The following is a 23854-nucleotide window of genomic DNA, read 5'->3' on the forward strand; positions in this document are numbered from 1 at the left end:
CATTGAACTGTGTTCGCCTTTTGCTAGTCTCCCTATGGATTATAAGATGCCCGCATGCAGAACAGAGTATGGCTGGATAGCCGCCGCTAATTAAAAACATCATTTGTTGGTTTATACTTGCCAGGCTCAATACAATGCGGCGTATAAAATGTTTACCCTAAAAAAACCGGTAAGGGCTGCATAAACTTCTCAAATGAGGCGGCATTTGATTTCGCAGCGCTGCCCGAGGGTATTAAAAAACACTGAGTGAGCGTCAAGGCTCCGCGCAATAAACATTGCCTTTCAGGCCTAAGTTCACTTGGCATTCCTTTCGCTAAGTGCACGAGGTTTTTGCAGTAGCACTTTTTTACCGGACCCAGTGCTCTACTAGGTCGCAGCCGCGCAGTGCATACTGGCCATTCACTTTAGATATACCCTCCCATTTAAAATGCTGATGCAAACCAAAGCCTTGCTTGGGTTATCCTGCTGATACTGTCGATTTATTAATCAAACCTTGGGTGTTGATAAAATTGCTTAAAGCAATGAAGGGGACGCTACACCAAGGATAGGAGAAGCGAATGTCAGGCCATTTTCATTTAGCGGGTGAACAAGTAAAGCGTGAAGACATGTTATCCCGAGCGAGAAAAATTGCTCAAATACTGCAAAACAAAGGGGTGTCAACAGGTGACGTAATTGCCATTTTACTGCGTAACGATACTACGCTTTACGAGGTCGTAGAGGCATGTCGCTATGTTGGGGCGTATTATGTCACTTTGAATTGGCATGGCACCCAAGCGGAATTAATGCCCATCCTTAGTGATAGCGGCGCGAAAGTATTAGTCGGCCACAGCAATCTACTGGATCAATTTACGCAACCGCTACCCCCAGATTTAGCCGTTTTAGTGGTTGATACGCCAGACGTTATCAATCACCGCTACGCACAGTCCGATGTAGTTCCCACAGCAAAAAATTCGACCGACGATAGGCTCAGCGCTGCTAACCATGGGGAACGATTGTCCGCAGTGCTTAGTGATACCCCCGAAATAGAAAGTCAGCCTGAGCGCTTTAGAGGCATGTTTTCATATACGTCTGGCAGTACAGGGAAGCCAAAAGGCATTAAACGCGAATACGATGAACAAAGACCCGATCCTTACACTGTCTTTGCTGGTCTAGCAAAGGCGCTTATGCAATTAGACCGCGGTGATCGCTTCTATATAGCAGCGCCGCTTTACCACAGTGCTCCACATGCATTAACACTATGCTGCCTGGCGGCAGGAAACGTAACTGTATTTATCGAGCCTAAATTTGATCCAGAGCGCTTTCTAGCCGATGTGCAGCAGCATAAAATAACCCATACCTACATAGTGCCTACTATGATGATCCGCTTGTTAAAGCTGCCACAAGAGGTACGTGAAAAATACGATGTGTCGAGTTTACGCTACGCATTATCCACGGGCTCGGCTTGGCCTGTTGATGTTAAACAAGGCATGATTGACTGGTTCGGGCCGATATTTTTTGAGTCCTATGGTGCCAGTGAATTAGGTTTTATGACGTTAATTTCATCTCAAGAGTCGCTGGCGAAACCCGGCTCAGTAGGCAAAGCGATAGCAGGCGGTTCGATAATTATTCTGGATGATGCTATGCAGCCAGTGCCCACGGGGGAATCAGGTTCTATTTACGTACATCTACCCATGTTTGGACCGTTTAAATACACCAATACGCAGGGGACGCTCGATGGCCTGCATTACCAAAATTACACCACACTCGGTGATATGGGCTATTTAGATGCCGACGGATACTTGTTCATCAACGATCGTAAGAAAGACATGATCATCTCAGGCGGCGCAAATATATTCCCCGCCGAAATAGAGGCCGTTCTGATTCATATGCCGCAAATAGCCGATTGCGCAATCTTCGGTATTCCTGACAGTGAATTTGGCGAGATGATAGTGTTGGCGGCTCAATGTCAGCCAGATCAACATTTAGACATAGCGCAAGTGTGTGAGTTTTTGGACGGGCGTATCGCGCGTTTCAAATGGCCTAAAAAACTAGAGCTACATGCTCAGTTGCCAAGAGAAGACAGCGGCAAAATATTTAAACAACGCTTACGAGCAGCGTATGTTTAATCAGGCTCGCGAATAAATAAATTGACTGCGCAAGTGCACATTTCTTCGATATGACTGCGATCAGCGTATATGCCGTCTATTAATAAGCGTGCGATGCCGTGCATCGTGCCCCAGGTGACCTGGGCAAGACGAAGGGTATCTTCTTGTGGTGACATTAGACCCTGCTCTTGCCATTTTTTGGTCATTTCAACTTGGCGCTGAAAGCTAGGGTAAGCAATGGCGCGCAGATCTTTAGTCGCGCTGTTCTGCTTCCAAATTGTGCGGCCAAACATCAGGTCGTACATTTCAGGGTTTTCAGCGGCGTAGCCAATGTAGCTTTGAAAAAACTGGTGATACTTTTCTCGGTTACTGATGTCGGTTTGCGCCAAAATACGCTCAGCATTGCTATGCCAATGATCAAAACCTTCTTGAGCGATGGCGCACAGCAGCTCATTTTTATCTTTAAAGTGATGGTAGGGCGCCGTGCGCGAAACACCCACCCGGTCCGCCAATTTGCGCAAAGAAAGGCCTTCAATGCCCGATTCGCTAAGCATGGCTTTCGCTGCTTCAAGCAAACTAGAGCGAAGGTCGCCGTGATGATAGCTGCCTTTGGCGGAAGCTTTTTTAGATGATGTATTTTGCATAATGATAATTTACCACACATCTTGACAGCGTCAAAATAAGACTTTATCTTGACGTTGTCTAGTTTAACTGGCTGATGGGCGTGACATCGTTTTTCACGAGAAAACGCGCTAATTAGCAACCTAAAATCCGGAAAATGGAGAGTAACGTGTCTGATTTAGATTTTTCAAAGCTGGAAACCTTGAGCGTCAGTATTGACCAACATATCGCTCATATTCAGTTGTCTCGCCCCGAAGCATTGAACAGTATGATCCCCATCTTTTGGCATGAACTGCCGGCCACTGTGCGCAAAATTGATGAACAGTCAGCAGCGCGTGTCATTGTTATTTCCTCGCAGGGCAAACATTTTAGTGCAGGCATGGATCTGTCAGTTTTTACCCAGATGGGTAAGGACTTTGTGGGTGAGCCTGCTCGTCGAGGTGAGCGAATGCGTCGCATGGTGCTCGAACTGCAAGACAGTTTTAATGCCCTAGAATCCGTTCGCATGCCTGTATTAGTGGCGATGCAGGGCGGTGTCATTGGTGGTGCAGTTGACATGGTTTGCGCAGCAGACAGTCGTTATTGCACCGAAGATACCTACTTCACAATTAAAGAAACTGAAATTGGCATGACCGCAGATGTGGGCACACTACAGCGTTTACCGCACCTTATTCCTCAGGGCTTGGTGCGCGAACTGGCTTATACCGGTCGTAACATGGGCGCTAAAGAAGCCAAAGAGTCTGGTTTAGTGAATCAAGTATTTGCTGACCAAGAAAGTTTACTCGCAGGCGTTATGAAAATAGCGGCCAAAATTGCCAGTAATTCGCCTCTCGCCGTAGCGGGTTGTAAAGAGATGATTAACTACACCCGTGACCATACCGTAGCAGATGCATTGAACTACATGGCTACATGGCAAACAGGTATGTTCCAAATGCCGGATATACAAGAAGCCATGAGCGCGGCGAAAGAGCAGCGCAAACCCGTTTACGAAGAATTACATAAGAATATCAGTGGTATGCAGCGTAATAAGTAAGCGCTGATTCAGAACAAAACAGGACCAAAAAATGACGACATCAACAGCAAATCTAGCAGGCGCTAGTGTATATCCAAATCTTCTTAAGCCACTGGATTTAGGCTTCACTAAATTAAGAAACCGTGTATTGATGGGCTCAATGCATACTGGCCTCGAAGAAGCGCCTAACGGCCATGAACGCATGGCGAAGTTTTTCGCTGAACGTGCCAGAGGTGGTGTGGGCCTAATCGTGACTGGTGGCATCGGCCCCAACGATGAGGGCGCAACACACCAAAATACCAAACGCTTGAGCAACGATAAAGAAGTGGCTCACCATAAAGTCATCACGGATGCGGTGCACAACGAAGGCGGCAAAATCTGTATGCAAATTCTGCACACCGGTCGTTACGCTTACAACCCGAATTTGGTTGCGCCTTCGGCGGTGCAAGCGCCTATTAATCCATTTAAGCCTAAGGCTTTAGATGACGATGGGATTGAAAAACAGATAGAAGATTTCATTTTCACCTCAACTCAGGCGCAAAAAGCCGGTTATGATGGTGTTGAAATCATGGGTTCTGAAGGATATTTTTTAAACCAATTCATTGCTGCTCGTACTAACCAACGTGACGACGAGTGGGGTGGTAGTTACGAAAACCGCATTAAATTACCCCTTGAAGTCGTGCGCCGTGTACGTGAAGCCGTAGGTGAGAAATTCATTATTATTTACCGCTTATCAATGCTTGATTTGGTAGAAGGTGGTTCCACCTATGAAGAAGTGGTTGAGCTAGGTAAGTTGATTGAAAAAGCCGGTGCGACCATCATTAATACGGGTATTGGCTGGCACGAAGCACGAATTCCTACCATAGCAACCAAAGTCCCACGTGCTGCATTTACTTGGGTAACAGCAAAATTCCGCGAATCATTGTCTATTCCGGTTATCACGTCGAATCGTATTAACACCCCTGAAGTGGCTGAGCAAGTGCTCGCCCGGGGCGATGCTGATATGGTGTCTATGGCGCGCCCGTTTTTAGCCGACCCTGATTTTGTTATTAAGGCTATCGAAAACCGCTCTGATGAAATCAATACCTGTATCGGTTGTAACCAGGCCTGCTTGGATCACGTGTTTGAAGGCAAGATGACCAGTTGTTTGGTTAACCCTAGAGCCTGCCATGAAACAGAGTTAAATATACTCCCCACACAAGCTGCCAAGAAAATTGCCGTTATTGGCGCTGGCCCTGCAGGGCTTGCAGCGGCTAAAACCGCAGCTGAGCGAGGTCATTCGGTGACCTTGTTTGATTCTGCCGATGAGCTAGGTGGGCAATTCAATATTGCTAAGCAAGTGCCGGGCAAAGAAGAGTTTTATGAGACCATTCGGTACTTCAAACGTCAGCTCGAATTACACAATGTGACCGTTAAGCTCAATACACGCGTAAGCGCAAGTGACTTAAACGATAGCGATTTTGATGACGTGATTGTGGCAACAGGTATTGAGCCACGCACACCACCGATTGAAGGTATCGACCATGCGAAAGTCATGACCTACATTGAAGTCATTAAAGAGCACAAACCGGTAGGCAAAAAAGTGGCTGTGATTGGCGCTGGTGGTATTGGTTTTGACGTATCTGAGTTTTTATCCCACTCGGGCGAGTCAACTAGCTTGAATATTCCTGCCTTTATGAAAGAGTGGGGCATTGATATGACCTTTTCTTCTCGTGGCGGTATTGAAGGTGTTAAACCCCAACCAACACCTTCGCCACGAGAAATTTTCTTACTACAGCGTAAAACCACCAAAGTAGGCGCAGGCCTGGGTAAAACCACGGGCTGGGCGCATCGCGTTGGTTTGTTGAGTAAAGGCGTGAGCATGGTAGCCGGTTGTGAGTACTTGAAAATTGATGACCAAGGTATTCATATTAAAGTGAATGAAGAGGTGCAAGTGCTGGACGTAGATAACGTTATTATTTGTGCCGGCCAAGAGCCACTGCGAGAATTAGTGGAAGGTTTAACCAAGCCGTATCATCTAATCGGTGGTGCTGATGTCGCTGTCGAGCTTGATGCGAAACGCGCAATCGATCAAGGTACTCGTTTAGCGGCTGCATTGTAAACGCATACTCACACTGCGCGCATGAGCAAACGTGACATCCCCATTACTGATTGCCGGTAATGGGGATTTTTTATGGCAGCTCCTATTCAGTAATCCTCAACCTCTGTTATCAAAGTACTCTCTAGTAAAGGCAATAAATGCCTTTAATCTAGCGGATTGATGGATCAATTGGGGATGAATAAGATACATGGCAAAGTCTGGGCTTAATGCGTTGCCCAACAAAGGAACCAGCTCACCTGAGCTAACCTCTTGTTCGACAACATATTCGGGCACTAAAATAATGCCCTTTCCAGCCATGGCATGCTTCTTAAGAATAAAATTGTCGTTAACTGCTAGCGGGCTATTAATATTCACCTTGTGCTCAGCAAATTGCCAGTGGGTCTTAGGCGACTGACTTAAGCAAATATGCGCCCCTAAGTCCTCAATGCGCTTGGGTTCGCCGTGTTTAGCTAAATACTCAGGACTGGCACAACAGGTATGACGATAATCAAATAGTTTCTTAGCAACCATGTTTTGTGGGGGCGTTTTGGTCGCTCTAAAGGCTAAATCAAAATCATTCTGAGAAAGGTCGTAAGTGGTGTAGCTGCAATCAACACTGACGGAAATTGCGGGATAGCACGCTTGAAATTCAGCGCATAAATCCAGTATATAACGTTGAGTAAATTGATTGGGTGCGGTGATGCGTAGCTCGCCCTCAAGGGCATCATTGTCGTGGCGAACTTCACGCTCTAGGGCCAGTAGTGAGCGCTTTATTTGATTCATGCCAGCCAATAATTGCGCCCCTTCCTCGGTGAGCGATACATGACGTGTAGAGCGAATAAATAAATGTTTATCCATGTCTTGTTCAAGCTTACGAATTTGCTCTGACAAATACCCACGGGATATTGAAAGCACTTGTGCTGCGCGGGTGAAGCTTAATTGCTTTGCTACTTCACTGAATAAAATTAAGCGTTCAAACTTTTTATGTTCACGGCTCATGGCAAACGTTCACACTGGAAAATAATATCGATATTCTAGCGCTCCATTGTTCGCTATATCAAATAATGTTTTCACTAACTCACTCTTTTGCTTTGCTGTTAACTCACTACACTGTGCTCAATCACTATATTCCTTTAAGAGACTGTCATGACAAGTTCGTATTTCCCCCTAGCTCACTATTTACCCAATGTCAGTTCAATTGCCTATGGCTGCATGGGCCTTGGTGGCAATTGGGATGATTCACCCATTACTGACGCGCATGTCGAACAGGCTAATGATTGCGTGAATACCGCTTTGGAATCAGGGATCAATTTTTTTGACCACGCAGATATCTACACGCTTGGTAAAGCCGAGCAGGTATTTGGCAAGGTACTTAGTGAGCGCCCGCAGTTACGTAAACAAATTTATATTCAATCGAAATGTGGGATCCGGTTTGCGGATGCCAATGGCCCAAAACGGTATGACCTGTCAGCAGATTGGATCGAAGCCTCGGTTGAGAGCAGCTTACAACGTTTAAACACAGACTATTTAGATGTACTTATGCTGCACAGACCGGACCCTCTGATGCAACCTGAAGAAATTGCTCGGGTGTTTGAGGCCTTAAAGCGTGAAGGCAAGGTACATCATTTTGCCGTGTCCAATATGCAGCATCATCAAATCGCCTTCTTGCAACGCGCATTGGATGAACCGTTAGTGGCCAATCAAATTGAAGCCAGTTTACTTAAACAAGACTGGATCGATGAAGGCGTTTACGCGGGGAACAGTGAAGGGCGCCACATCAATTTTACGTCGGGTACGTTGGAATACTGTCGCCGTCAAAACATACAACTACAAAGTTGGGGGAGCTTAGCCCAGGGCGTGTATTCAGGGCGTGATGTAAAGGGGCAATCGGATGCCGTACAACGCACTAGTCAGTTGGTCGCAACCCTAGCTGGTGTCTATAACACAAGCTCTGAAGCGATAGTGCTCGCTTGGTTAATGCGACATCCTGCGCAGCTACAACCCGTTATTGGTACTACAGACTGTGCGCGGATCGCGGCGTCTTGCCAAGCCATGAATATTCAGCTCAGTCGCGAACATTGGTACGCCTTGTATGAAAGTGCTAAAGGCCATGAGTTACCGTAATAAGGGTGTACTTATTCATTACCAGATACCATTGAGTAATAGCTAGCAACCGCAATTAACAGCAAATAAAAACAAAAGAGCGCTTTAGTGAATTTAAATACAGCAACAAACATGATGCAAGCAGCCATAACAACGGCGCGTGCAAATAATCAACACATCGCGATTTGTGTCACCGATGGACACGGTGAACTGTTGTGCTTCAGTCGTATGGATGACGCCAGCTTGCAAGCGGGTGTCTTGGCGCAAACCAAGGCATATACTGCAGCACGAGAGCGACAAACTACGCGCCAACTTGCCACGTGGGCGCAAGAAACCCATAAAGACATGGGATATTGGAATGATGCTAAATTTACTGGGATCGCAGGTGGTGTGCCAGTATTTGTTGATACAAAGTGTGTGGGGGCAGTCGGCGTGAGCGGTTTAAGCGAATTAGAAGATGAAGCCTTAGGAATAGCGGCAATTGAAGATTGCGGTTTTACTGTAAAAGCTAAGATGAAGGACACTGCAGCATGATATTGAGCAAAGCATTATCACTTATTCTTTTTGCTATGGTTATTGCTGGTTGCGGCACCGCCGAAAATCAGGATACGCAGCACACAGTAAACAGCGAGAGCAAGGTCGCTGGCATCGGTAAAGCGAACAACAAACTGCCAAACGATAACTATTTGTTGCGTGATGTGCGCGACGATGTGTTTTATTTCGTGATGCCGGATAGGTTTAACAATGGTGACTCAAGCAATGATAATGGGGCTGTAGAGGGCGGTATTTCTGTTGGTGGCTTCGATGCAACCTCAAACCGAGGTTTTCATGGTGGTGATATGCAGGGCATTGAGCAGAAACTTGATTACCTGCAAGGCATGGGGATCACCGCCATTTGGATGACGCCAATCTTGCGCAATAAAGCGGTTCAAAGGGATGGCGTTGCCCACCATGGTTACTGGATAGTGGATTTCACAGAGATCGATCCGCATTTCGGCTCGAACGATGACCTTAAAAGCCTAATTGCCACAGCACATGAAAAAGGCATTAAAGTGTTTTTCGATATCATCACTAATCACACTGCCGACGTGGTGAAGTATGAAGAGTGCCATCATGCCAACGGTGATTTTAAGGCAGAGAACCACTGCTTGTATAAATCTTTACAGCAGCTTGCTGAGGGTGACGACTACACGCCTTTCGTGCCGCTTAACGAACAAACTGTAAAAGTGCCAGCCTGGCTAAACGATCCGCAATTTTACCACAACCAGGGGGATACTACCTTTACAGGGGAGAGCTCGTTAAACGGTGATTTCAATGGACTCGATGATTTAGATACAGAAAACCCCAAGGTGTTGCAGGGCATGATCGAAATCTACAAAGATTTGATCAAAGAATTTAAACCCGATGGTTTCAGAATTGATACAGTGCGCCATGTGCGCATGCCATTTTGGCAGACGTTCAGCCCTTCGATAATGGCTTACGCGCAAGAGCAGGGCATCCCTAATTTTCATATTTTCGGTGAAGTGTATGACCCAGACCCAGCGCAATTAAGCCGCTTTACTACACTAGGTAAGTTGCCATCCGTGCTGGATTTTGGTTTTCAGCAAGCCGCTGCTGACGTGTTCTATCGCAAACATAATCCTCAGACTATTGATGCCTTATTCGCTCAGGATGATTTATATACAGATGAAGACAGCCAAGCGGATTTATTAATGACTTTTTTAGGTAATCACGATATGGGCCGCACTGGCTACTTTATCGAGCAAGGGGTACCTGATGCTAGCAACGAAGAAAAACTGCAACGCAGTATTTTATCTCATGCGTTTATGTATTTATCTCGCGGTATACCTGTTGTGTATTACGGAGACGAGCAGGGGTTTACCGGTGACGGTAATGACGTAAACGCCAGACAAGATATGTTCCCTTCTTTGGTGGCCAGCGACAACGACGATCCATTACTGGGAAGCAGCGCGAGCACCGCGGATGATAACTTTGATCCTCTGCACCCGATTTATCTGGCGCTGGGTGACTTAGCGCAACTCAGGCATCAACATGAGGCATTGCGCCGAGGGCAATATGAGAGTCGGTATTTTAATGAGGACTCGATGATGTTTGCATTTGCTCGTAAATTGCCACAAGGCAAAGAGTATTTAGCGGTGTTTAATGCCGGTACTGAAGCCGCTAGCTTGACGTTGGCCGCGCAATCAACACATTATGAAGGGCTGGTTGAAGCGACTAGGTTCAACTTAAGCGATGGTGTGATTAAAGTGACCGTACCTGAACTGAGCTTCGCTTTGTACCAAGCCAAATAAACGTAAACGCCTTTATTTTTATCAGCAAAAGCCGCAGATGTTATTGCACAATCGATGCATTAACCTCTGCGCGTAAGCCTTTTTATATGGTTTAACGTGCTTTTTTAGCGCGCCAAATAAAGCTTAGTAAGGTAACACCAGCAAGAATAAAGCAGTAAAACGAATAGGGAATGACGTCTACTGGCGACAGTGAAAACGTTGCGCCAATAATTAATAACTGCCCGCCGTAAGGGATTAGCCCTTGTACCACACAAGCAAAAATATCAAGCAAGCTGGCACTGCGCTTGGGCTCAATACCGCCTTGTTCTGCGAGAGCTTTCGCCGTGCTACCGGCGACAATAATCGATACGGTATTATTGGCAATACAGACATTTAAGGCGCTGATAAGTACCGCGATACCCAACGAGTTGCCAATTTTAATGGGTAACGATAAAGCGCGAATAAGCTTGCTGATGGACGCTCGCAAGAAATCGATCCCCCCTTGTTGGCGCATGAGTTCGGATAATCCGCCGAGCATCAGCGACAAGATCATAATCTCCTGCATTTGGCCAAAACCGGCATATACATCTTGCCCCACAGCAACCAGTTGGTAATCAGTGATACTCATACCAATAATTGCGCTAGACAAGATACCAATCACCAGCACTGCGAACACATTTACCCCGGCAACCGCCAACACTAAAATCATTACATAGGGCAGGGCTAGCCAGCCGTTGGTGCCTTGGGGGATATTTGCTTCGCCGGTTTCGCCTAGTACGACCAATAGTACGATAACAATCAGGGCAGCCGGTAAAGCGAGGTGTAAATTAGCCTTGAATTTATCGCGCATTTCACAGCCTTGTGTGCGTGTTGCGGCGATAGTGGTATCAGAAATGATTGATAAGTTATCGCCAAATATCGCGCCGCTGACCAATACGCCTGCCACCAAAGCGGGCTCGATACCAGTGGCTTGGGCCACGCCCAACCCCACTGGGCCAAGGGCTGCAAGTGTGCCCATAGATGTGCCCATAGCGGTGGCAATAAAGCCCGCGATTAAAAACAATCCAGGTAAGATAAATTGGGCAGGAATAATACTCAGCCCTAGGCTTACCGTTGCGTCTACTCCCCCAGTGGCTTTAGCCACGGCGGAAAACGCACCCGCTAATAAATAGATAAAACACATGGTGATAATATTGCTGTGACCCGCTCCTTCGACGTATCGCGCCATGGTTTGGGTAAGGGGTTCCTTTGACAGCAATACAGCGAGTATCACCGCAGGCAGCAATGCTGACGGGGAGGGCAACTGGTAAAAAGCATACTCCACGCCTTGCGCCTGATAATAAAAGCCGACACCCAAAAACAGCACCAAGAAGGTGAGCAGTGGCAATAGCGCGAGTTTAGCGCCAGTCGAATAAGGGTTTAACGAAGGTGAAGGAGGTTGCATAATTTTACCATGGACGTTTAGACGTCTAAAATACTAACCATCTGGGGGAAAATAGCAAGTTTAGTTAGTTAAATAGCAATATTTTTCAATATGATCAGGTGCTTGCGTGAATATAAACATTATATCTGTTTAATGGCTTTACTAATTACGTAGCGGAAATAGAAATTGTCGAAGAGAAAATTGGCGCATTGTATTCGATTCGCTTGGCCGTATTAGATTTTAAACGTTTCCAAGATATTGAATTTAGTTGAATAGTCACTCATGTTGAATTAACCTGTATTGGCCCAAAAATATTCCCCTAATGATAGTTGCCAATCGATAGTGATTACAAGCGGTAGCAGCATGGCGTTATCGGAAGCTATTACGTTTAGAGCTGTTACATTTAGAGCTATTACGTTTGAAGCTATTACATTTAAATAGTAAGAGGAACAAGGATGAAATTTAGTCTTATTCAAATACATGCCATATTACTTGCAGCTGCTTTTCTGTTTGGTTGTGCATCAAAGCCCGTTGGTGAATCGTATGTAATGCAAGATTCAGCTGTTGATACCAACAAAGCACGCGTATTTATTTATAAAAACAAACAGCTTTATGGTAGTGCCTTTTCGTGGCTAATTACTGAAGGTGATACTGAATTAGCGGTTATGTCGACCAATACCTATTTTGTTTTTGATTCAACCCCTAAAACGCTGTCACTTAAAGCTGATTTAAGGACTACCCCGACATACATTCCAACCAGTCCGTTAGGCGTCGTTATGGATACTATTGGCGCCGCAAACGCGCACGAGACGAATTCGAAAATTGAATTAGAAGATCTCCATACTTTCTCAGCATCTGCTGGAGCCACGTATTACTTTAGGTTGGAGTTCAAGCATGATGTGGTTAGTTCACCGCAACCCTACTTGGTTGCAGTTAACGAAGAAGAAGCTCTTAAGGAAATGGAAGGCACACGTTTAGCATTGTTAAAGCAATAACTAAACGCAATTGTCGTACAGATTCTTCCGGTAGGCCTTGGCACGTGCATTCGTGGTTCACGAGTGCGCATGTCAACACATGAAATCGCCAAAGTATCTTCTCTCGTATCTCTAGCGTTTTAATCACTCAATGAGTGGTTCATCAACTATCAGATACTTTGAAAGGTTGTCTAATTAAAACAATTTCAAATAACAATGCTTCTCTAAGCTGAAAATTTTTCATGAAGTTACATTCCATAACACTTTGCGCATCAATGTTAACAGGCGCGTTAAATGGCATGGGGTATTATCCCCGCGTCAAATTAATACCTAATTGTTATGTCGAATCTGTGCAGCTGAAACCAGTGCGCTTCAGTTTTCTCCTTGGCGCTTCTGCCATGACGTCGACAACAACACACAAGCCAATTAATCTATAGGAACGTCCATGGACGCTTGGAATCTGATCTGTTTTTTAGGGGCACTGGCTGTCCTTATCGCTTTCACCAATCAATTCGTGCTTAAACTGCAAACGACTATCGCTATTACGACGGGCTCTGTGGTGATTTCTCTGTTATTGATTTTAGCAGTTAAACTGCTGGGGGATGACTCTGCTCAGTCGCTTATCAATGTGGTCAGCAGACTAAACTTTAACCAGATTCTGCTTAATGGCATGTTGGGCTTTTTATTATTTGCAGGGGCTATGGAGATTGATTTACGCGCTTTGCGTCGCCAGCGATGGGAAATCACCATACTCGTGCTGTTTTCTACCCTTGTTTCTACCATCATAGTCGGGTATTTAAGCGCCTTTGTTTTAGCGCAATTTGGTTGGGATGTGCCGTTTATATATTGTTTGTTGTTCGGTGCGCTTATCAGCCCCACAGATCCCATCGCTGTGCTCGCGATCATTAAACAAATGCAGGCGCCTAAAAACATTTCGATTCAAGTCGAAGGAGAATCCTTGTTCAATGACGGGGTAGGCTTGGTTATTTTTTCTACTCTGTTTGCTGTTGCATTTAGCGGTGTTGAGCCAACAGTTAGCAGCGTTGCTGAGCTGTTCTTAACAGAAGCGGTAGGGGGAATTATTTTTGGTTTAGTGCTGGCGGTGATTGCCCATTACTTGATCATAAAAAGTCCAGATATTAACGTTCGCTTATTAGTCACCTTGGCCATTCCGTCTGCGGGGTATGCGCTTGCGATCGCATTGCATGTATCAGGTGCGCTGGCGATGGTGATGTGCGGAATTTTCATCGGCAATGTCACCCGCTCAAAAGGTGCGCCTTTAGCACGAATTTCTAGTATCCGCTTTATCAAGAACTTCTGGCATGCCACAGATACCTTTCTAAATGCTTTGTTGTTCTTACTGATCGGCATGCTGATTGTCAGTATGACCCTGTCATTAGACGAGATCTTGATTGGTCTTTGTATGATCCCCGCCGTGTTATTCGCGCGCTTCATAAGTGTTGGCACTCCTTACTTAGTCTTTAGGCAGTTTAGGCGCTACGACTTAAACTCGGTACGTATTCTGACTTGGGGTGGTTTACGAGGTGGTTTAGCGCTCGCGATGGCGGCGTCTATTCCCAATGACACTATGTTAGGCAATGGTCATAATTTGCATAATTTAATGGTCATTGTGACCTACATAGTGGTTATTTTTTCCATCGTGGTACAAGGCTTAACCATTTCTCCTTTGATCAAGAAGAGTATTGCCGCTGCTGAGTCTAACAATTAGGCATCTTGCTCACCTGTGCGTTTGATACTTGACCTTTCAGGCCAGAAAAAGCGAATAAGTCATTAGACTAACGTCTAGCTTACTCAGTTGATTTACCGAGTAAGCTAGACGTTTATTCGTTCCCTATTGAGTAAGAAGGTTAGGTGTTATGTTTCAATTGATTTACGTAAGCGATTTTGCAAAATCGCTCGATGAAAACGATTTGCAAGACATCCTTATCTCAGCCAGAGCAATCAATAGTGAGCAGGGGATAAGCGGTAAGCTGATTACGGTGTCTCGCCACTTTTTTCAGGTGATTGAAGGTGATGAAGTGAAGGTTAATCAGCTGTATGCCAAAATAAAGCAGGATCCTCGGCATAAAAATGTTCGCTTGGTGATGACGAAAAGCACTGGTATACGTGAGTTTGGTGACTGGACTATGGGGTTCTCGAGTTTACTCGAATCCCAGCAAGAGCAAGATGCGGCTTTTATACTGAGTGATTTTGCCAAACGCGAAAACTTCTCGCCAGAACATCACAGTGGCATCGGGTTATTACTCAAGCAGGTATAAGAAGATGTAACCTTGGTCAAAGTATTTGACCAAGGTTTTTATGCAATATTTTTTATTTCTCAGTCACTTGATAAATAGTCACTGTACCGCTTACTTCGTTGCCGATAATCAATAGTGCATTACCATTTGGGCTGTCACTTGGGGCGACAAATTGAATGCTTTCAGGCCCCAGGTCACCCGATATGGCGACTTCGCTGCAGTCCATGCCTTCGGCTTCATCGCAAGGATTGTTTAAATCATCGTCTAACTCGAAGTCTGTACTGAAATCCCGATTGTTGTAATGGGCCACATAAGCAACATTGAATGGATTTGTGACATCGTAAGCGAACAGATCACCAGATCGCTCTTGGGCAATAAATGCGTAAGTTCGACCTTCTATCTCCCCAACGGTAATAGCCTCAGGCTCGCCACCTTTATCATCAGAACGGTTGTCGCCTTTGTTTTCGGTGTGGGCGCTATTAAAGTCATTGCCTAAAATAGCGGCTGAAATCTTACCGAAGTCATCGCCAGAATCGTACACAAGATTAATGTTTTGGTCCCAGATAGAAAACGAGCGCGCGCCGTAAGCGTACAAGGCTTCAAACTCGCCGTTTTGATCTGCATCTCCCAAGGCTGTGGTGACTTTTAAACGTCCCAGGCCATCATCGCCACCACTTAGGTCATATGTGGCTTGTAAGCTAGGGGAGAGTGTCATATTCAGTTCATCTTCATCAATAATATCCGCGACTCTGATTTCTTCCGAGTAGGCGTCATAATCACGAGAATCCCCTTCATTGGCTGATAAAATAAAGGTCGCGCCATTGTATTGGTATGACGTGATTGTATCTGGCTGATACATGCCGTACAGGCCGTTTACAGTGCTAAAATTAGGGAGCTCATCTTTATTAGTGAAATCTAATTCAAAATCATTCCAATCTTTAAAGCCAAGGGCACGCACTTCAATCGTCATGTCTTCTAAGTCGAGAATGCCAATAGCGTTACTTTCTTGAAGTGATACATAGGCAGTTTTACCATTTGCTGCGTAGGTAATGTACTCAGGCTCTAATTCTTGCGCGACTGTCATGCCCGCTGGGCCAGCAAATTTAACCCCTGACGCTTGCAGCAACGCCTTACGCTTTGCATCCGTGTCAAAATCTTCATCATCAAGTGTGTCACTTGAAAACGTCATATCTGTGGTGAAATTAATCGTTTCTGCTGTGTCAGCTGGAACACCATCTTCGATGGTGATCATGGACACACTGCCTTGTGGGTCAACTGCGTAATCTGTGTCTGGCTCACCTTCATTAGCGACTAATACGTTGCTGCCATCAGGGTTGAACGCCACCATATCCGGCAGAGCACCTGTGGCAACCGCCTTGATAAAGGTACCTTGGCCAGTAGCATCTAAACGGTAAAACAATACGGCACCTTGACTGGTTTTTACACTGGCCTCGACTGCAATCGCCAGCATGTCACCATTGATGGCAATGGAGTTGGCTGCTCCTAAGGTGATGGTTTGATCTGCATTTGCCTCATCTTTTACCGTTACGCTATCAGCAAATGTAAATGCGCTAGATTGTAAACTGGCATCAGAAAACGGGTTAGCGACAGCAGCGGTGGTTAAGCCCGATAAATCAATCACTTCAATTTGATTAACGGCAGAGTTAATCGCGAATGCGGTAGTCGAAGCGTGGTGAAACTGAACGATTTCAGCAGCACTCTTACCAAACACCTCTATGCCCCCGGCGGTAAAGCGGCCCACCACTTCAATGTTTATATCACGGGGCAGGCTTTGGCCATCGGCTCCGTCAGTGCCATTTGCGCCGTCAACACCTGCGGCGCCATCTTGCCCGTCATCACCGTCAAGGGCACAGCCTGAAAGGCCAAAAACGACCGCCATAGTTAACATACTAAGTTTTAACACTTTATTGAGTGGTTGCACTGCTTGTTCCTTTTTTTTAATTGTCTTGGGTAAACGCAGCCCAACAACTTAGAGTGGCCATGTGACTCTTTAACGACAATAAAATGAACAAATTGTGACGACGGCTATTTTAAAAAACGAAACTGGGGGAAGAGCAAACATCAGAAAATTGCTTAGGTGAGAAAGCAGGCTTGACCTGAACCGTTCGGATATCTGCGTCAGATTGTGGTAAATGGGTAGCAAATGAGTGCCTCAAAGTATGAGGCGTGATCGGTTTAGTTAACCCCAACACCAATACAGCTTGTTTGACCGCTTTGCGAACGCAAGAAGGATAAAAATGATGCCTTCTTATCTCACCTGTTTCTGGATCTGCGCTAAGTTTATGAGAGGGAAACAAGACCTGCCATGCGAGCGACTTATTCGCTGAAGGGGACTTTTGGCTAGCGCATGAGGCATCCAAACGCCGGCGTATTGCTCACTCTGAATATCAAGTCTCAGGTACTCATCAACCTGCACTATTTGATTTCTAAATAATTGAATAAGCTCCGTTATCAAAGTAACGACTCGGTGTTTTTTGCCTTTACCATTGTAGACCCTTAAACACTTGTAATCGAAGTCGATATCTTGCACGCGAAGTTGCACAGCTTCACTTCATCCTGCGTCATAACAATGGGCAGTTTGGGTCGGCGTTTACTTCTGGCAAAATTCAAATTAAGAGACAGCTCATTCTTGATAATGTGCTTTTAAAGAAACGATAGTAAATTTAATGCAGTAGCTTGAGTGCGCGGTGACACATTGGCATTCAGCGCCAAATGTTCAAGGTATTGTTCCACTCCATTACCTCCCATTGATGAAGGGTGACGTTTCCCGTGAAAGATAATAAAAGTAGAGATCCACTTCAAATAAGGTGACACAGTCCTTGGAGAATACTGTCTTAGCAATATGAACTCAGTAATGTGATTTAGGAAGGGAGACTTTGTTTTCATGACCTTCACTTTACTTGTATAAATATGCAGTTAAAACAGCCTTTACCCCATATTCAAGCAAACGACCCAATCGCGCGTTTGCGTCGTAAAACTAACTCGCTTTATTAACTTGCAGCCATCGCCTGCGGTGACTTTTATAAACTTGATAATCATGGCAGTATGGATAAAAACGAGCGGTAGCTCGGTAGAAAAACGCGCAAGTTGCGCCTTATTAAATTGTTAAGTTTCTAAGGAAGTCATGATTCAGTTTCGAGATAGTATTTTGCCATTATTTGCAGTCAAATTAGAAAATGGGACTACGAATAGCGCAAGTGACTTTAGGTACTTAGGCTCCTCTTATCATGTGAACGACCAAGGCATAATTGCTACTTGTAAGCACGTAGTTGAAGCAATACAAGAAGGTGAAACTCTTTGTGGTATGGAAATGTTTGGCGAAGGATTAATGTTTAACGTCTTAGACGTTAAATGCCACCCCAAATACGATTTCGCAATTGGGTATGTAGCTAGAAAAAACTATAAAGCGATCCCATTACATGGAGAAAAAGACTTATTTATTGCTCAAGATGTTCTGGCTTATGGGTTTACCAATGAGGGATTGATACAAGAAAGGCTTGTTACATCCCCCAGACTTTTTAAAGGTCACATAGTTCGAACTTTTGACCAGCCTATTTTGGAGGATGCCCGCTCGACTTGCGAGATTTCATTTCCTGCTCTGAAGGGATTTAGTGGTACACCTTTACTTTTTGATTCTAAAAAATCTTCAGTGGCAGGCATGGTATTTAGTAATATGGAATCGAGTATTGAGTTGCATAGACTTGAAGAAATCGAAGAAAATGGCGAGCTATTTTCCGAGAAAATTCATAAAGTTATAGAGCTTGGTGTTGTCCATACTGCATGGGATATACGTCACTTCCTAAAAGATTTAGGCATTACAAGAATTCCTTTTGGTAAAGGTGAAAAGCTAGATGAAATCGAAACTTAACAAGAGACTATGGCGTCAATAGTTAATTTATAGCCTTTGGCGCTTCCCACATTACACCTTCTCGCAGCATCGAGTTTAAGATAACAACCATCTTTCTGATACAGGCAATAATAGCCACTTTTTTAGGCTTTCCGGCAGTGACTAATCGTTGATATGTTGCTTTAAATACCGGATTACTTTGAATTGCTGACATCATGGCCATGTATAAAACGGCAACAATTACATAGACAACAATTACATAGACACCAATTACATAGACACCCATCTTTAGAATCGCATTAAAAAGCACACCTGCTCAGTAACAATTACATAGACACCCATCCTAAGAATCGTATAAAAAACTCTCCTGCTTCGAACGGAAAATACCCCTCAACAGGCGACAAGGTACTTTTGATCTAAATGGTCGGGGATTATGAAATTACATAGACACCCATCCTAAGAAATTACATAGACACCCATCCTAAGAATCGTATAAAAAACTCTCCTGCTTCGAACGGAAAATACCCCTCAACAGGCGACAAGGTACTTTTGATCTAAATGGTCGGGGATTATGAAATTACTCGAAAAGTGAGCGTAGAGGAAGGAAACTGCGCGCAAGGTCAATTTTCGGGCAAGGGAGTAGGCTACAGGGTAAGCATGATATGTAATGTTTGAAATTGGTTTATGCGCGCCTTAATAGCTCTTTCGCTTTAGTCATTCCTCGCAGCCGTTGATGGTGGGTATGGCGCTTGAATGCATTCATCATTTGCTCAGCGCCTGCAGCGTAGCAGAAGTGTTTTTCGAACTCCGTGGTTAAGGTTAGCCATTGAGCAGAGTCTAAACCCAATCTTTGAAGAATAGGACTGTGAGTGTTATCAATATGACCAGCCTTGTCATCACGAATGCATCGGCCTGTCGTGTCTACCAAATTACAATAGTCTTTGAGTGAGTAAGCCATACCTCGAGGCATTTTTTCACGAGAATTACATAGACACCCATCCTAAGAATCGTATAAAAAACTCTCCTGCTTCGAACGGAAAATACCCCTCAACAGGCGACAAGGTACTTTTGATCTAAATGGTCGGGGATTATGAAATTACTCGAAAAGTGAGCGTAGAGGAAGGAAACTGCGCGCAAGGTCAATTTTCGGGCAAGGGAGTAGGCTACAGGGTAAGCATGATATGTAAAATATTAACAAAGACACCCATGTTTAGCGAAATATTAATAAAGACACCCATGTTTAGAGCCGTATTAAAAAGCACACCTGCTCAAGGTGGGTAAACGCCTCTAAAGAAGCGTCAAGGTACTTTTCATTTGAATGATTGGGGATTTTTACTGGAAAAGTGAGCGTTGAGGAAGGAAATGGTGCGTAAGGTCAATTACCAGGCAAACGCTAACGCTACAAGATGTGCATGATATGTAGTGTTCGAAATTGATTTAGGCGCGCCTTAACAACTCTCTCGCTTTGGTCATTCCTCGCAGCCGTTGATGGTGGGTATGGCGCTTGAATGCATTCATCATTTGCTCCGCACCGGCTGCGTAACAGAAGTGTATTTCGAACTCCGTGGTTAAGGTTAGCCATTGAGCAGAGTCTAAACCCAATCTTTGTAGAATAGGACTGTGAGTGTTATCAATATGACCGGCCTTATCATCACGAATGCATCGACCTGTCGTGTCTACCAATTCACAATAATCTTTGAGTGAGTAAGCGATACCTCGAGGCATTTCTTCACGAGGATTTCCTACAAAAGGCATTAACACGGCCGGTTGTGGTTGTTGGTTTTTGATGGCGTGAATTCGCTTTTTGATACTGGTGTGCTTCGATGTTTCGGGTGTTTTTGCCATTTTTGCACGAATGAGGTTTAAATCTACATAGGCCATGCACGCCAGTAGGGCACTCTCATCTAACAGTGCCTGAGATTTAAAACGCCCCTCCCAGAAGCGGCCGGTGCAACCATCCTCTTTATTAGCTTCACGAGCAATATGCTCATTCAAATCACGCATAAACCAGCTTATGTCGTACAAACGTTGCCGATAGGTTTCAACGGTCTCATCAAAGGTGATTAGCTCTCCTTGGCTCAGCGTATCGCCATTCATGAACTTCTGAGTCAGCAAAGTGCCTCTGTGCAGCTTGTGATAACGCCTCAACACTTCATCGCTATCCCAACTATCAGCCAACGCTTTGTCTACAAATAGTACAACATGAGTGTGATTACTCATGACCGCATAGGCACAAATGTCTATAGCGAATACCGTAGATAAAAACAACAAACGCTCTTCAACCCAAGCCCGACGATGCTCGTAACTCTGACCAGAGTATTTATCCATTCCACACAAGAAAGAACGCCGCACACATCGGGATACACAATGGTAATAGGGCGTATCGATTAAACTAATTTGGCTTTTTCGAGGTTGAGGCATAGTCCATTTACCTGACAAAAATGAAACACCAATCAAGTCTAGTTCAGCCCTGAAAATTGACCATTTTTATCATGGGTGTCTCCATATAAATTCTCCATGGGTGTCTCTGGTGTGCTTTGACGTTTCAGGTGTTTCTGCTATTTTTGCGCGAATGGGGTTTAAATCTACATAGGCCATGCACGCTAGCACCGTACTTTCATCTAACAGGGCTTGTGATTTAAATCGACCCTCCCACTAATTTATCAGGAGTAAATTAGAACAGCTTTAGCTGGCCCGCAGGGAGAGCGCCAGGGATGGCGGCGAATAAAAACGACCAGTGCAGCCGTCTTCTTTATTGGCTTCACGAGCAATATACTCATTTAAGTCACGCATAAACCAGCTTATGTCGTACAAACGTTGCCGATAGGTTTCAACGGTTTCATCAAAGGTGATTAGCTCGCCTTGGCTCAGCGTATCGCCGTTCATGAATTTCTGGGTCAGCAATGTGCCTATGTGCAGCTTGTGATAGCGCCTCAACACTTCATCGTTATCCCAGTTATCGGCCAAGGCTTTATCTACACAAAGCACCACGTGCGTGTGATTATTCATAACCGCATAAGCACAAATGTCGATGGCGAATACCGTAGACAAAAACAATAAACGCGCTTCAACCCAGCCTCGGCGATGCTCGTAACTTTGCCCAGAATGCGTGTCGACTCCGCACAAGAATGACTGGCGTACGCAGCGGGAAACACAATGGTAATAAGGCGTATCGATTAAACTAATTTGGCTTTTTCGAGGTTGAGGCATAATCCATCGACCTGACAAAAATGAAACACACATCAAGTCTAGTTCAGCCCTGAAAATTGACCATTTTTATCATGGGTGTCTTTCTTTTTTGTTTTTCGTACTAATTCGGTCAACGACAGTTGCTAACCATCTAGCAAAGATTGAGTGGCAACCATCAAAGAGGAAAGACGTTTGGCATGTAGATTAGGGCATTGTTTTTAAGCAAATCATGTAAGATATGAATATCACGCATGGTGTTATTCTTTGTAGGTAGCAGCTTGGTTAGTTTTTGGCGAAATACTCTTTCTTGATAAAAGACATCAAATAGCACCATGCGTGTCTATGTTATTGTTTCTGCTCATAATTATGAGGGGATTCGTTAGTGTTAAGCGTTAGGGCTTTCTGCGCTATTTGCTTAACTCTGGAGATATTATGAAACATGAAGAGTTACCTGAAAACACGTCAGATAAATTATTGAACCTATTACACTCTAATATTAGATTTGCGATTAAAATACTGGCTATTTTGATGGTGTTAGTAATTTACTGGAGTATTGCTGACGTTGTTTATGTTCTTTATATGAGGTTATCAGTACCACCATACTTCCTTCTAGACGTAGAAGATATCCTTCAGGTCTTTGGTGCATTCATGATTGTATTAATCGCTGTTGAAATATTTATTAATATTCGATTATACCTTGGCTCACATATAATCCCAGTTGAGTTAGTTGTGGCAACTGCACTCATGGCTGTAGCACGAAAAATTATAGTGTTAGACCTTAAAATTGTTTCAGCCGAACAAATTATGGGACTAGCTTTGGTTACTCTCGCTTTAGGGATAACTTATTTTCTACTAAAACGTAAGGCTCAATCAAGCCCTAGCAAGCCGCTCAAGCAGGACAAATAACAGTTGGCTGCTGCTCCTGCGTCGCTCATAGCCGTCTGTCAGAGTCGTTCGAAACCGGTCTGTCTCGAATATCATCATATAGGTGAGCTAAAACAGATTAAATGCGGTGCTGCAAATACAATTTTGACGCTAAGAATCCGACGGTGAGCTACATTCTGCCTACAAATTGTTGCCATGATAACAGGACTTCTTTGAAGTCCTCTAAGCCGCAACCGCAGATTGATTCTTGATCGTATAATTCAGTGTCTTCAGGAATATCAATTTCGCCTTCATCTCGGGTTATGGCCGCGTAAACTTCTATCTCATCTCGCGTTAAATCCATATTGAATTCACGCCCTTGCAACGCGTATTGCTCAATGTCTTTGTGTTCTAATTGCTGAATAACATCCAACAAGTGCTTTATTTTCTGGCGATCTCGACCGAGCTCTTCACTGAACCATAAGCCGAGCGTTTCCGCTCCCATTTCAAAAATGGCGGCAGGCTCTGCGCGATCGTTGCGAATAAATTGATAATCCATTAGGTGTCCAAAAAGATTGAATTAAAAAATGTCGCCCTGGGCTTCGATCTGAGTTAAGTAAACTCGCAGATCAAATTCCAATTGGTGGTAATCCGGCAGCATATGTAAACATAGTTGATAGAATGCTTTGTTGTGATCTTTCTCTTTTAGGTGTGCTAATTCGTGCACCACAATCATATTGAGGAAGGGCTCTGGAACACGTTTGAATAGCGTACTCACGCGAAGCTCATTCTTGCTTTTGAGTTTCGCGCCTTGCACCCGTGAAACATACGTGTGTAAACCTAACGCATGGTTAACCACATGTATTTTTGGATCAAATGCGATTTTGCTAAGCGGTGCAGACTTACGCATAAAACGGTTCTTTAGGTCCATAACATATAGCCGTAATGCATTGTCGTTGCTCACGTCATGCGCATGGGGATAGCTTTTGAGCAAATAGTCTTTTAATTTATCTTGCTCAAGGAGCTGCTCTATTTTGTCTTGCAGGTGTCCAGGGTATGCAGCTAAGTACTTCATTGTATAAATATT

21 protein-coding genes and 3 pseudogenes are annotated in these 23854 nt (G+C 44.6%); 11 read left to right on the forward strand and 13 right to left on the reverse strand.

From position 1 onward, the window contains the following. Positions 1-557: 557 nt before the first annotated feature. On the forward strand, positions 558-2105 hold the full coding sequence (locus AC0L6N_RS04765) for an AMP-binding protein (RefSeq protein WP_473479358.1): 1548 nt from the start codon (positions 558-560) through the stop codon (positions 2103-2105). Here AC0L6N_RS04765 and AC0L6N_RS04770 read toward each other — a convergent pair. Beyond that, complete coding sequence (locus AC0L6N_RS04770; RefSeq protein WP_473479360.1) at positions 2102-2728, reverse strand: TetR/AcrR family transcriptional regulator; 627 nt, start codon at positions 2726-2728, stop codon at positions 2102-2104. The genes AC0L6N_RS04765 and AC0L6N_RS04770 overlap by 4 nt on opposite strands. Before the next feature lie 134 nt (positions 2729-2862). Here AC0L6N_RS04770 and AC0L6N_RS04775 point away from each other — a divergent pair, with 134 nt between their 5' ends. Both AC0L6N_RS04775 and AC0L6N_RS04780 read left to right on the forward strand, forming a co-directional pair. Beyond that, positions 2863-3738 (forward strand): crotonase/enoyl-CoA hydratase family protein, encoded by an 876-nt coding sequence (locus AC0L6N_RS04775; RefSeq protein WP_473479362.1) that lies wholly within the window; start codon positions 2863-2865, stop codon positions 3736-3738. 31 nt (positions 3739-3769) lie between these two features. Further along, a complete protein-coding gene (locus tag AC0L6N_RS04780; RefSeq protein WP_473479365.1) occupies positions 3770-5818 on the forward strand; it encodes an oxidoreductase in 2049 nt (682 codons plus the stop codon). A 96-nt stretch (positions 5819-5914) separates the two neighbouring features. Here the strand turns inward: AC0L6N_RS04780 and AC0L6N_RS04785 are convergent, their stop codons facing one another. Next, complete coding sequence (locus AC0L6N_RS04785) at positions 5915-6796, reverse strand: LysR substrate-binding domain-containing protein (protein ID WP_473479367.1); 882 nt, start codon at positions 6794-6796, stop codon at positions 5915-5917. Positions 6797-6943: 147 nt separating this feature from the next. Between AC0L6N_RS04785 and AC0L6N_RS04790 the strand changes: the two genes are divergently transcribed. The 3 genes from AC0L6N_RS04790 (at position 6944) to AC0L6N_RS04800 (ending at position 10212) form a co-directional block, all read left to right on the forward strand. Further along, positions 6944-7921: an aldo/keto reductase gene (locus AC0L6N_RS04790; RefSeq protein ID WP_473479369.1), complete on the forward strand. Its 978-nt coding sequence runs from the start codon at positions 6944-6946 to the stop codon at positions 7919-7921. Between the two features lie 87 nt (positions 7922-8008). After that, positions 8009-8434: a GlcG/HbpS family heme-binding protein gene (locus AC0L6N_RS04795; RefSeq protein WP_473479371.1), complete on the forward strand. Its 426-nt coding sequence runs from the start codon at positions 8009-8011 to the stop codon at positions 8432-8434. Then, entirely contained in the window at positions 8431-10212 is a 1782-nt protein-coding gene (locus AC0L6N_RS04800) for an alpha-amylase family glycosyl hydrolase (RefSeq protein ID WP_473479373.1), read from the forward strand. Before AC0L6N_RS04795 ends, AC0L6N_RS04800 begins: the two co-directional genes overlap by 4 nt. Before the next feature lie 91 nt (positions 10213-10303). On the opposite strand, the gene AC0L6N_RS04805 is transcribed toward AC0L6N_RS04800, so the two are convergent. Beyond that, entirely contained in the window at positions 10304-11635 is a 1332-nt protein-coding gene (locus AC0L6N_RS04805; protein WP_473479376.1) for a Na+/H+ antiporter NhaC family protein, read from the reverse strand. A 434-nt stretch (positions 11636-12069) separates the two neighbouring features. On the opposite strand from AC0L6N_RS04805, the gene AC0L6N_RS04810 reads away from it, so the two are divergent. The 3 genes from AC0L6N_RS04810 to AC0L6N_RS04820 all read left to right on the forward strand — a co-directional run bounded on the left by AC0L6N_RS04810 (position 12070) and on the right by AC0L6N_RS04820 (position 14867). Continuing rightward, on the forward strand, positions 12070-12609 hold the full coding sequence (locus tag AC0L6N_RS04810; protein WP_473479379.1) for a hypothetical protein: 540 nt from the start codon (positions 12070-12072) through the stop codon (positions 12607-12609). A 424-nt stretch (positions 12610-13033) separates the two neighbouring features. Beyond that, entirely contained in the window at positions 13034-14317 is a 1284-nt protein-coding gene (locus AC0L6N_RS04815) for a cation:proton antiporter (RefSeq protein WP_473479380.1), read from the forward strand. 148 nt (positions 14318-14465) lie between these two features. After that, entirely contained in the window at positions 14466-14867 is a 402-nt protein-coding gene (locus AC0L6N_RS04820; RefSeq protein ID WP_011574223.1) for a BLUF domain-containing protein, read from the forward strand. A gap of 52 nt (positions 14868-14919) precedes the next feature. Here AC0L6N_RS04820 and AC0L6N_RS04825 read toward each other — a convergent pair whose 3' ends face one another. From AC0L6N_RS04825 to AC0L6N_RS04840, 4 genes are all read right to left on the reverse strand, one after another. Continuing rightward, positions 14920-16788 (reverse strand): choice-of-anchor I family protein, encoded by a 1869-nt coding sequence (locus AC0L6N_RS04825; RefSeq protein WP_473479382.1) that lies wholly within the window; start codon positions 16786-16788, stop codon positions 14920-14922. A 109-nt stretch (positions 16789-16897) separates the two neighbouring features. Further along, entirely contained in the window at positions 16898-17227 is a 330-nt protein-coding gene (locus AC0L6N_RS04830) for a tyrosine-type recombinase/integrase (protein ID WP_473479385.1), read from the reverse strand. Beyond that, positions 17116-17409, reverse strand: coding sequence for a tyrosine-type recombinase/integrase (locus AC0L6N_RS04835; RefSeq protein ID WP_473479388.1), 294 nt, complete (start codon positions 17407-17409; stop codon positions 17116-17118). Before AC0L6N_RS04835 ends, AC0L6N_RS04830 begins: the two co-directional genes overlap by 112 nt. Before the next feature lie 101 nt (positions 17410-17510). Beyond that, positions 17511-17753 carry a site-specific integrase gene (locus AC0L6N_RS04840; protein ID WP_473479391.1) on the reverse strand — a complete coding sequence of 81 codons (243 nt, stop codon included), beginning with the start codon at positions 17751-17753 and terminating at the stop codon, positions 17511-17513. A gap of 238 nt (positions 17754-17991) precedes the next feature. Here AC0L6N_RS04840 and AC0L6N_RS04845 point away from each other — a divergent pair, with 238 nt between their 5' ends. Then, positions 17992-18735, forward strand: coding sequence for a S1 family peptidase (locus AC0L6N_RS04845; RefSeq protein ID WP_473479394.1), 744 nt, complete (start codon positions 17992-17994; stop codon positions 18733-18735). A gap of 22 nt (positions 18736-18757) precedes the next feature. On the opposite strand, the pseudogene AC0L6N_RS04850 reads toward AC0L6N_RS04845, so the two are convergent. The 4 genes and pseudogenes from AC0L6N_RS04850 to AC0L6N_RS04865 all read right to left on the reverse strand — a co-directional run. Next, positions 18758-18946: pseudogene (locus AC0L6N_RS04850) on the reverse strand (IS110 family transposase); the annotation flags it as partial. A 450-nt stretch (positions 18947-19396) separates the two neighbouring features. Beyond that, positions 19397-19699: pseudogene (locus AC0L6N_RS04855) on the reverse strand (transposase); the annotation flags it as partial. Between the two features lie 452 nt (positions 19700-20151). After that, the gene (locus AC0L6N_RS04860) at positions 20152-21135 is read right to left on the reverse strand and encodes a transposase (protein ID WP_473479397.1); all 984 of its coding nucleotides are present in this window, start codon (positions 21133-21135) and stop codon (positions 20152-20154) included. Positions 21136-21243: 108 nt separating this feature from the next. Next, positions 21244-21924 (reverse strand): annotated as a pseudogene (locus AC0L6N_RS04865) (transposase); the annotation flags it as partial. A 408-nt stretch (positions 21925-22332) separates the two neighbouring features. Between AC0L6N_RS04865 and AC0L6N_RS04870 the strand changes: the two are divergent. After that, positions 22333-22809, forward strand: coding sequence for a phosphate-starvation-inducible PsiE family protein (locus tag AC0L6N_RS04870; RefSeq protein WP_473481249.1), 477 nt, complete (start codon positions 22333-22335; stop codon positions 22807-22809). A 148-nt stretch (positions 22810-22957) separates the two neighbouring features. On the opposite strand, the gene AC0L6N_RS04875 is transcribed toward AC0L6N_RS04870, so the two are convergent. Then, complete coding sequence (locus AC0L6N_RS04875) at positions 22958-23326, reverse strand: YacL family protein (protein WP_011574232.1); 369 nt, start codon at positions 23324-23326, stop codon at positions 22958-22960. 21 nt (positions 23327-23347) lie between these two features. After that, complete coding sequence (locus AC0L6N_RS04880) at positions 23348-23842, reverse strand: M48 family metallopeptidase (protein WP_473479400.1); 495 nt, start codon at positions 23840-23842, stop codon at positions 23348-23350. Positions 23843-23854 lie beyond the last annotated feature (12 nt).

The sequence above is a fragment of the Paraglaciecola sp. G1-13 genome (assembly GCF_055809255.1).

Excerpts from the sequence above, each read along its gene's own strand:
- AC0L6N_RS04765 (WP_473479358.1), top strand. The coding sequence starts at position 558 with ATGTCAGGCCATTTTCATTTAGCGGGTGAACAAGTAAAGCGTGAAGAC.
- AC0L6N_RS04770 (WP_473479360.1), bottom strand. The coding sequence starts at position 2,728 with ATGCAAAATACATCATCTAAAAAAGCTTCCGCCAAAGGCAGCTATCAT.
- AC0L6N_RS04775 (WP_473479362.1), top strand. The coding sequence starts at position 2,863 with ATGGAGAGTAACGTGTCTGATTTAGATTTTTCAAAGCTGGAAACCTTG.
- AC0L6N_RS04780 (WP_473479365.1), top strand. The coding sequence starts at position 3,770 with ATGACGACATCAACAGCAAATCTAGCAGGCGCTAGTGTATATCCAAAT.
- AC0L6N_RS04785 (WP_473479367.1), bottom strand. The coding sequence starts at position 6,796 with ATGAGCCGTGAACATAAAAAGTTTGAACGCTTAATTTTATTCAGTGAA.
- AC0L6N_RS04790 (WP_473479369.1), top strand. The coding sequence starts at position 6,944 with ATGACAAGTTCGTATTTCCCCCTAGCTCACTATTTACCCAATGTCAGT.
- AC0L6N_RS04800 (WP_473479373.1), top strand. The coding sequence starts at position 8,431 with ATGATATTGAGCAAAGCATTATCACTTATTCTTTTTGCTATGGTTATT.
- AC0L6N_RS04805 (WP_473479376.1), bottom strand. The coding sequence starts at position 11,635 with ATGCAACCTCCTTCACCTTCGTTAAACCCTTATTCGACTGGCGCTAAA.
- AC0L6N_RS04810 (WP_473479379.1), top strand. The coding sequence starts at position 12,070 with ATGAAATTTAGTCTTATTCAAATACATGCCATATTACTTGCAGCTGCT.
- AC0L6N_RS04815 (WP_473479380.1), top strand. The coding sequence starts at position 13,034 with ATGGACGCTTGGAATCTGATCTGTTTTTTAGGGGCACTGGCTGTCCTT.
- AC0L6N_RS04820 (WP_011574223.1), top strand. The coding sequence starts at position 14,466 with ATGTTTCAATTGATTTACGTAAGCGATTTTGCAAAATCGCTCGATGAA.
- AC0L6N_RS04840 (WP_473479391.1), bottom strand. The coding sequence starts at position 17,753 with ATGAAAACAAAGTCTCCCTTCCTAAATCACATTACTGAGTTCATATTG.
- AC0L6N_RS04845 (WP_473479394.1), top strand. The coding sequence starts at position 17,992 with ATGATTCAGTTTCGAGATAGTATTTTGCCATTATTTGCAGTCAAATTA.
- AC0L6N_RS04860 (WP_473479397.1), bottom strand. The coding sequence starts at position 21,135 with ATGCCTCAACCTCGAAAAAGCCAAATTAGTTTAATCGATACGCCCTAT.
- AC0L6N_RS04875 (WP_011574232.1), bottom strand. The coding sequence starts at position 23,326 with ATGGATTATCAATTTATTCGCAACGATCGCGCAGAGCCTGCCGCCATT.
- AC0L6N_RS04880 (WP_473479400.1), bottom strand. The coding sequence starts at position 23,842 with ATGAAGTACTTAGCTGCATACCCTGGACACCTGCAAGACAAAATAGAG.